The sequence below is a fragment of the Vreelandella aquamarina genome (genome assembly GCF_900110265.1).
Taxonomy (GTDB): Bacteria; Pseudomonadota; Gammaproteobacteria; order Pseudomonadales; family Halomonadaceae; genus Vreelandella; species Vreelandella aquamarina.
In genome coordinates this window covers 1-8,380 of sequence record NZ_FODB01000048.1, presented here as the reverse complement: position 1 = coordinate 8,380, position 8,380 = coordinate 1, and the positions used below count along the sequence as shown (strand labels likewise).

Sequence of the window (8,380 nt, the reverse complement as noted above, 5' to 3'; positions counted from 1 at the left end):
GCTTACGCCGCGCTACGGGTGCCCATCTCAAGTGCCGTGATACCTATCAACACAGAGCAACTGCACATACCCGTAGCGCGGCGTAACGAATCTTGCGAGGCACGAGCAAATGAGGCACCCGCGAAGGCGGCGAGTAGCCGCCTGATCCAGCCATCGCAAATCATCACACCTCGGTGCCACCATCGGCACTCCTAACGGAGTGCTTCGCGGGTGCGCTCCACTTACGCCGCGCTACAGGGTCATCGCCAACGTCGGGCATGGGGAATAATCACGGGCACGGACACTACCGTAGCGCGGCGTAACGACTGAGCGAGAGCAACGAGCGAAGGAGGCACCCGCGGAGGGCGGCGCCAGCCGCCCCGATTACGCCACCACAACCCACCGCGCCACCGCCCACCCATGAGGCCTCACCGGCAACGCTCCTCGCGTTGCTTCGCGGGTGCGCTCCGCTTACACCGCGCTACGGGTTCTCACCTCAAGTGCCGTAAAACCTACCAACACTGGGCAACTGCACATACCCGTAGCGCGGCGTAACGAATCTTGCGAGACACGAGCAAATGAGGCACCCGCGAGGGCGGCGATAGCCGCCTGATCAAGCCATCGCAAATCATCACACCTCGGTGCCACTTTCGGCACTCCTGGCGGAGTGCTTCGCGGGTGCGCTCCGCTTACACCGCGCTACGGGTGCCTACCTCAAGTGCGGTGGCACCTATCAACATGGGTAATTTAGTGGCCCCACACCACAAAGTAAGGGTTTAGCTTTTCAGCGGGGTTGGCATAGCTGAGCGGTTCGCCTTTCAGGGTATCGACGCGTCCACCTGCAGAGCGCACGACCGCATGAGCGGCGCCGGTGTCCCAAAGGCAGGTGGGGCCCAAGCGTGGGTACGCATCGGCTTTGCCTTCGGCAATCAGGCAAAGCTTGAGTGAGCTACCCATGGGAAGCATTTCGTGTTCGCCTAATGTATCCAGCCACGCCGCTAAATCTGAGCTGGGGTGAGAGCGACTGCCCACAACGCGCCAAGTTGAGCCTTCAGCAGGCTGTCCAGCCACTTGGATGGCATGACGTTGGCCGTCTTTCTCAACCTTAAACGCACCTACGCCTTCGGCCGCCACATAAGCCGTCCCTAACGCCGGGGCAGTCACCACGCCGAGCACAGGCACACCGTTTTCGATCAGCGCAATATTGACGGTGAACTCACCGTTACGCTTGATGAACTCTTTGGTGCCATCTAAGGGGTCGACTAGCCAATAGCGTCCGTCGGCATCCACGCCCGCAAACCCTTCCATGTCCTCTTCAGAGAGAACCGGTAGTCGAACCGGCAGCGACTGAAGGCCCCGCACGATGACGTGATGAGCCGCTTGATCCGCCTCGGTCAGCGGGCTTTTATCCTCTTTCTCTTCGACACTGAAGTCACGGCCATAGACCTTCATGATGGCATCGCCCGCCTCGCGTGCAATGCGCTCTACCGCCTCCAGCAGTGTTTGATCGATCATCGTATCCATCCTTTACATTCGACATTAAAAACCGCCAACAACCCAGGGATGCTAAGTCGTTGGCGGTATGACGACAGAGGCTGACTCCAACCCCCTATCGCGACGTCAACTGCGTGTCGTTAGCTGATCAAGCCGCGCTCACGTAGCGCCTCGATTACCGCATCGGCGGCTTCTTCGGCACTCATTTCAGACGTCTTCAAATGAACGTCGGGCGACTCGGGCGCTTCATAGGCGGAATCGATCCCCGTAAAGTTCTTCAATTCGCCACGGCGCGCCTTTTTGTAGAGGCCTTTTGGATCACGCGCTTCCACCACGTCCAACGGCGCATCCACATAAATCTCGATGAACTCACCCTCTTCCAACAGATCACGGGCCAACTGCCGCTCACTGCGGAACGGTGAAATGAAGGCCGACATGACGATCAGGCCCGCATCGACCATCAGCTTGGCGGTTTCTGCCACCCGGCGCACGTTCTCGACCCGGTCGGCATCGGTGAACCCCAGGTCACGGTTCAAGCCATGGCGGACGTTATCGCCATCCAGCAAGTAAGTATGCTGGCCGTTACCAAACAGCTTCTTTTCCACCAAGTTGGCAATGGTCGACTTACCCGCGCCAGACAACCCTGTGAACCATAGCACCGCAGGCTTTTGACCTTTGGCTAGCGCGCGTGCTTGCTTGTCGATATCCACGTGCTGCATATGAATGTTCTGGCTGCGGCGTAGCGCAAAGTGCAGCATGCCAGCGCCGACCGTATTGTTCGTCATACGGTCAATGAGGATGAAACCACCGGTATCCTGGTTCTCTTTATACGCATCGAACGCGACGGCGCGGTTCAAGCTAATCGTACACACGCCGATCCCATTCAAGTCCAGCTGCTTACCCGCTGTGTGCTCAAGCGTATTGACGTTTACCTGATATTTGATATCGGTGACCGTGGCAGATACGAGCTGAGTCCCTAGTTTCATTAGGTAGGGACGTCCCGGCAGCAGCGGCGCCTCATGCATCCATACCAGCGTGGTTTCGAACTGGTCGGCCGTGTGTGCTGGCTGGTCGACGCCAGAAATGATGTCCCCACGGGAAATATCGATCTCGTCATCGAGCAGCAGCGTGATGGATTGCCCGGCGACCGCTTCCTCCAAATCGCCATCGAACGTATAGATGCGCGAGACGGTGCTGGTTTTACCCGAGGGCTGTACACGAATAGGATCACCAGGACGAACGACGCCGCTGGCGATCATACCGGTAAAGCCACGGAAATCGAGATTCGGACGGTTGACCCACTGCACGGGCATACGGAATGGAGAGCGCTGCAAGCGCTCGTCGTCTACCTCGACGGTCTCCAAGTAGCCCATCAGCGTGGTGCCGTGGTACCAAGGCATCTTCGTGCTGTGCTCGATGACGTTATCGCCCTTCAAGGCCGACATCGGAATGAAGGTGATGTTTTCAAGCCCCAACTGCTTGGCGAACGCGCGGTACTCCTCGACGATTTGGTCGTAACGCGCTTTCGAGTAATCCACCAAGTCCATTTTATTGATGGCGACGATGATGTGGCGCATGCCCATCAGCGACATCAAAAAGCTATGACGGCGGGTTTGGGTCAGAATGCCGTGGCGGGCATCCACCATCAGAATCGCCGCATCGGCCGTAGACGCCCCGGTCACCATGTTGCGGGTGTACTGCTCGTGCCCTGGCGTGTCCGCCACGATGAATTTGCGTTTCTCGGTGGAGAAGAAGCGGTACGCCACATCGATGGTAATACCCTGTTCGCGCTCAGCGGCTAGGCCATCGACCAGCAGCGCAAAGTCCATCTCACCGCCTTGCGTTCCGTACTTTTTGGAATCGGCTTCGATGGCAGCCAGCTGGTCTTCGAACAGCAGCTTGGATTCGAACAGCAAACGGCCAATCAGGGTACTTTTGCCATCGTCCACGCTTCCACAAGTGATGAAGCGCAACAAACCTTTATGCTCGTGGGACTTCAGGTAGCCCTCGATATCTTCAGCAATCAGATCGGATGAGTGCGACATTAGAAGTACCCCTCTTGCTTCTTCTTCTCCATGGACGCCGCGCTGTCATGGTCGATCACACGGCCCTGGCGCTCGGATGTTTTGGTCAACAGCATCTCTTGAATGATCGCGGGTAGCGTGTCGGCTTCCGACTCCACGGCACCGGTCAGCGGGTAGCAGCCTAAGGTACGGAAACGTACCTTGCGCATCATGGGCACTTCACCCGGCTCCAACGGCATGCGGTCATCATCAACCATGATCAGCGCGCCATCACGCTCCACCACCGGACGCTCGGCAGCGTAATAAAGCGGAACGATGGGAATATTCTGCAGATGGATGTACTGCCAAATATCCAGCTCGGTCCAGTTCGAGAGCGGGAAGACACGAATGGACTCTTTAGGGTGCTTGCGCGTGTTGTAAAGCTTCCACAGTTCCGGCCGCTGATTTTTCGGATCCCAGCGGTGCTGTGCGGTGCGAAAAGAGAACACGCGTTCTTTGGCACGGGACTTCTCTTCATCGCGCCGTGCCCCGCCAAATGCCGCATCGAAGCCATACTTGTCCAGTGCTTGCTTCAAGCCTTCGGTCTTCATTACATCGGTATGAATGGCCGAACCGTGAGTGAAGGGGTTGATGTCTTTCTCCACCCCTTCCGGATTGATATGCACGATCAATTCCATGCCGATCTCTTCGGCCATCTTGTCGCGGAATTCGTACATCGCTTGGAATTTCCAGCGGGTATCGACGTGCAGCAGCGGGAAAGGAGGCGGCGAGGGGGCAAAGGCCTTACGCGCCAGATGCAGCATCACCGCTGAATCCTTACCGACGGAGTAGAGCATCACCGGGTTTTCGGTCTCGGCGACCACTTCGCGCATGATCTGGATGCTTTCCGCTTCCAGCCGCTGTAAATGGGTGAGTGATGTCATCATCTTTCCCAACGTTGTGTGAAAAAACCGTTTTCAAGTGGCCGCTCGCGGCACTGCCTTAAAAACCTATGGATAAAAAGCCTTAGCGGTGTTCCAAACCGATATCTGCCGGTACCGCCACGACCGTTAACGTCGTTTGGCGGTCGAGCCACTCGGTGAGCGTTTGGCTAGCCGAGAACAGCGCGCCGTGAAACACCACGGCGGCAGGCCGAGGCAGCGATGCCCACACCGCCTGATAATCGAACGCGGCAGGCGGACGCTCGTAACAGCGCATGTAGAGCTTTCCGCGTGCCCCGTGCAGGTACACTTGATAGAGCGCCCGCTGCGGATGCGCCACACGTCGTACGCCGCCCTGCCAGCGCTGCTCGGCGCTCGGGTAGAGAGAGAACGTCGGGGCGACCGTTTTCTCGAACCACCGCCCTGCACGAGTGCGCTTTTTGGCTAGCGCATTCAGCTCCCAGGGGGCATGCAGCAACCCTTCGGTTTCCCACCAGTGCTCAATGGCACGTTGGGTGAGCTTTAGCCCCAAGCGCACATTCACCAAGTCGGCCAGCGCAGCGCTACTCCAGCCCGGCATGCCTTGAGGAGGCGCACCATAAAGCGCCTCCCAAAGTACGGTCTGCGCGGCAGCGCCCAACGTATTGCCCTGCCCCTTCGTCCGGCCACGCGGCTTCACGGGTACGGCAGCCCATCCCCCTTCGCGAAAGGCCTTCCACGCCGCCGAAACCGTAGGCGCAGACAACCCCGTACGTTGGCTGGCCACCGCTACCGTATGGCCATCCAAACGCAGCCTGACAGCTTTTTTACGCTGCTCATTCAGGGCTTCAGGCGACAAATGTTTAGCGCTCAATTTTAAACATAACCCCTTGCTTTAAAAACAAAAACAAAGCGAAAAACAACACTGCTAATGGTAATTATTAGACACCATCATAAAAGCCTGCGTAAAATCCAGCAAGCACCCTTTTATTTTCTGTTGACATAAGGACCCACCATGACGCCCTGGGCCGTCTTGTTATCCATCACACTGCTGTTGGTTCTGCTGATCAGTGGCAAGGTAAAACCAGCTATTGCTTTCGTCTCGTTGGCATGCGGTTACCTTTTGTTAGGGTTCATCGATACAAGCACCTTACTGGTGCAGTACACCAACCCTGCACTTGCTACCCTGCTCCTGTTGTTGCTTGTTTCGTTGGCTCTGGAGCGTTCACCGCTACTGGACTGGCTGTCTAAGCATTTACTCAAGGGCCACCCGAAATTGGCGACGGCACGGCTGATGGGCAGCACTGCCGTACTATCGGCATTTTTGAACAACACCGCCGTTGTGGCCGCGTTTTTAGGTGCTATTACGCGCCAGCAAGGCATTGCCCCTTCACGGCTACTGATCCCACTCTCTTACGCATCGATTCTTGGCGGCATTACCACGCTGGTGGGCACCTCGACGAACCTCGTGGTGAACTCTTTTCATCTGAACGCCAGCGGCAGCGAGCTGGGAATGTTTCAGTTTAGCCTGGTGGGCATCCCGGTTGCCTTGATCACCCTGGCCGTTCTGCTATGGCGTGCCAACGCGCTCCCCCACCACCGCCCGGAAGACACGGAAGAGAAACTCTCGTATTTCTTGGCCGCCGATGTGGAAGCCGAATCTCCCATGATTGGCCAAAGCATCGAGCAGAACGGGCTACGCAGCCTGGATGGTCTCTACCTACTGGAAATTGAGCGTCAAGGCAGGTTGATCAGCCCCGTGGCTCCCGATGAACAGCTACAGGCTGACGACACGCTGGTATTTACCGGTGAAGTCAGCAAAGTGCAGGCACTGCAGCGCTTTCCTGGCCTCAACCTGTTTGGGCACCAAGCCGATAACCTGCTCGCTACCAACCTGGTCGAGGTAGTGATCTCGCATGAGTCGGAATTAGCGGGTAAGACACTGCAAGACGTCGATTTTCGCAGTATGTTTAGTGCAGGTGTGGTGGGTATTCGTCGCGGAGACAAACGTTTAGAGGGACAATTAGGTAAAATCCCTCTCCGGGTAGGCGACTGTTTATTATTGGCCGTCAGCGCGGATTTTCGTCAGCACCGCAACCTAGACCGCAACTTTCATTTACTGAGCGGCAGCTTTACACGCCCACAACTCAACCGTAAGGAAAGCCTGATCACCCTAGGTGGTTTTGCGGCCGTCATTTCTTTGGCGGCGGCTAACTGGCTGCCGCTGTTTCACGGTTTACTCATTCTGCTAGGCGCGCTGCTACTGCTGAAGGTGATCAGCATGGCCGAACTGCGCAGGCGTTTCCCTTTCGAGCTATGGCTCATCATTGGCTCTGCCTTGGCCATCGCCCAGGCGCTGGAAAACTCCGGCGCGGCGGCATTGCTCGCCGATGGCATGCAGGCCGTATTTAGCGGTTATGGAATTTATGCCGCCTTTATCGGCTGCTATTTATTGACGTTACTGCTCACGGAAACGGTCACCAACAACGCCGCCGCCGCGCTGGCCTTTCCCATTGCATGGAGCACGGCACAAGCGTTTGGGGCCGACCCGCTGCCGTTTGTCATGGCCGTTGCCTACGGTGCTAGCGCTTGCTTTCTGATTCCGTTTGGCTACCAAACACATTTGATGGTGTATTCACCGGGGCGCTACAAAATCACCGATTTTTTCAAGATCGGCTTTCCTGTTAGCCTCACCTATTCAGCGGCAGTGCTGCTAATTACGCCGCTAGTATTCCCCTTTTAGTGATGGATAGATTTTTACAAAAAAGCCGCTGCAGCGAGAGCTGAGCGGCTTTTGTAATGCTTGGAGATGCGTTATACGTCGTAACCCGCCTCGCGGGCAAGCGTAGTATTGGCTTGCAGCCAACCTTCGATGTGCCCGCAATCGAAGGTGCGGCCATGCATGCGAAACGCCTGCACGGTTTGCCCTTCCTGCATCAAGCGGCCGATGGCATCGGTTAGCTGAATTTCGTTACCTGCACCCGGCGGCTGGTCGCGTAGCAGCTCCATGATGCGGTACGGCAGCACATAGCGGCCAATCACCGAAAGCCGTGACGGCGCGTCTTCCGGTTGGGGCTTTTCCACCACGCCACGCATAGTGGCGCTCTCCCCCGCCGCTGGCTCGTCGCAATCCACAATGCCGTAACGGTAAACGTCTTCTTGCGGTACTGCTTCTACCATGATTTGCGACGCATCGGAGGCTTCCCAGCGCTCGACCATACTGCCTAAATCACACGCGCTGCTGCCTACCTGCGGCTTGACCAGCACGTCCGGCAGGATCACCGCGAACGGCTCGTCTTTATCTAACAGGTGGGAAGCGCAGTAAATGGCATGGCCTAGCCCTTTCGCATTGGGCTGACGAACGCTGGTCACTTTCAACTTTTTAGGAGAAATGGCCGAAAGCGTTTCCAACAGCGCATTTTTACCCTTGCTGGCCAGGGAGTGTTCGAGTTCGAAATGGACATCGAAGTGGTCTTCAATCGCCGACTTGCCCGCACGTGTAACCAAAATAATTTCGTTGATACCCGCCGCCAGCGCTTCTTCCACTACGTGTTGGATAAGAGGACGATCCACCACCGGCACCATCTCTTTAGGAATCGCCTTACTGATCGGCAGCAGGCGGGTGCCAAACCCCGCGACCGGAATAATCGCTTTGCGTACTTGAGTCATCATTAACGTCCTTTTATTGAGCGTGCCTTCCACGAGAAGTCATAAACATCGAACCACGCCAAACGATATGCAATAGACATGCCGAACAATATAGCAGGAACGCAGCTACCGGCGCGAGCCTGGGTGCCACCATCGGCACTCCTGCGGAGTGCTTCGCGGGTGCGCTTCGCTTACGCCGCGCTACGGGGGCCTACCTAGAGTGCTGCGAACCATTAGAGCGGAGTGCCTGCCCCGTAGCGCGGCGTAACGACTGAGCGAGAGCAACGAGCGAAGGAGGCACCCGCGAAGGCGGCGGGTAGCCGCCTGGATGAAGCC

Annotated in this window: 6 protein-coding genes; 1 reads left to right on the top strand and 5 read right to left on the bottom strand. The window is 57.0% G+C overall.

Annotated elements, in window-relative coordinates; translation table 11 throughout:
- Nucleotides 1-726: 726 nt before the first annotated feature.
- From cysQ to BMY49_RS12980, 4 genes are all read right to left on the bottom strand, one after another.
- Nucleotides 727-1,494, bottom strand: a complete 768-nt coding sequence (gene cysQ, locus BMY49_RS12995) for a 3'(2'),5'-bisphosphate nucleotidase CysQ (protein WP_089675754.1) — start codon at nucleotides 1,492-1,494, stop codon at nucleotides 727-729.
- A gap of 119 nt (nucleotides 1,495-1,613) precedes the next feature.
- Nucleotides 1,614-3,518 carry a sulfate adenylyltransferase subunit CysN gene (gene cysN, locus BMY49_RS12990; protein ID WP_089675753.1) on the bottom strand — a complete coding sequence of 635 codons (1,905 nt, stop codon included), beginning with the start codon at nucleotides 3,516-3,518 and terminating at the stop codon, nucleotides 1,614-1,616.
- Nucleotides 3,518-4,420, bottom strand: a complete 903-nt coding sequence (gene cysD / locus BMY49_RS12985; RefSeq protein WP_054641454.1) for a sulfate adenylyltransferase subunit CysD — start codon at nucleotides 4,418-4,420, stop codon at nucleotides 3,518-3,520. Before cysD ends, cysN begins: the two co-directional genes overlap by 1 nt.
- 82 nt (nucleotides 4,421-4,502) lie before the next feature.
- On the bottom strand, nucleotides 4,503-5,255 hold the full coding sequence (locus tag BMY49_RS12980) for a helix-turn-helix domain-containing protein (protein ID WP_167359375.1): 753 nt from the start codon (nucleotides 5,253-5,255) through the stop codon (nucleotides 4,503-4,505).
- 156 nt (nucleotides 5,256-5,411) lie between these two features.
- On the opposite strand from BMY49_RS12980, the gene BMY49_RS12975 reads away from it, so the two are divergent.
- On the top strand, nucleotides 5,412-7,139 hold the full coding sequence (locus BMY49_RS12975; protein WP_089675751.1) for an SLC13 family permease: 1,728 nt from the start codon (nucleotides 5,412-5,414) through the stop codon (nucleotides 7,137-7,139).
- Between the two features lie 71 nt (nucleotides 7,140-7,210).
- Here BMY49_RS12975 and BMY49_RS12970 read toward each other — a convergent pair whose 3' ends face one another.
- Complete coding sequence (locus tag BMY49_RS12970; RefSeq protein WP_089675750.1) at nucleotides 7,211-8,065, bottom strand: UTP--glucose-1-phosphate uridylyltransferase; 855 nt, start codon at nucleotides 8,063-8,065, stop codon at nucleotides 7,211-7,213.
- Nucleotides 8,066-8,380: the final 315 nt, after the last annotated feature.

What these genes read in the sequence shown, in the direction of transcription:
- cysQ (WP_089675754.1), bottom strand. Translation starts at nt 1,494, where the DNA reads ATGATCGATCAAACACTGCTGGAGGCGGTAGAGCGCATTGCACGCGAG.
- cysN (WP_089675753.1), bottom strand. Translation starts at nt 3,518, where the DNA reads ATGTCGCACTCATCCGATCTGATTGCTGAAGATATCGAGGGCTACCTG.
- cysD (WP_054641454.1), bottom strand. Translation starts at nt 4,420, where the DNA reads ATGACATCACTCACCCATTTACAGCGGCTGGAAGCGGAAAGCATCCAG.
- BMY49_RS12975 (WP_089675751.1), top strand. Translation starts at nt 5,412, where the DNA reads ATGACGCCCTGGGCCGTCTTGTTATCCATCACACTGCTGTTGGTTCTG.
- BMY49_RS12970 (WP_089675750.1), bottom strand. Translation starts at nt 8,065, where the DNA reads ATGACTCAAGTACGCAAAGCGATTATTCCGGTCGCGGGGTTTGGCACC.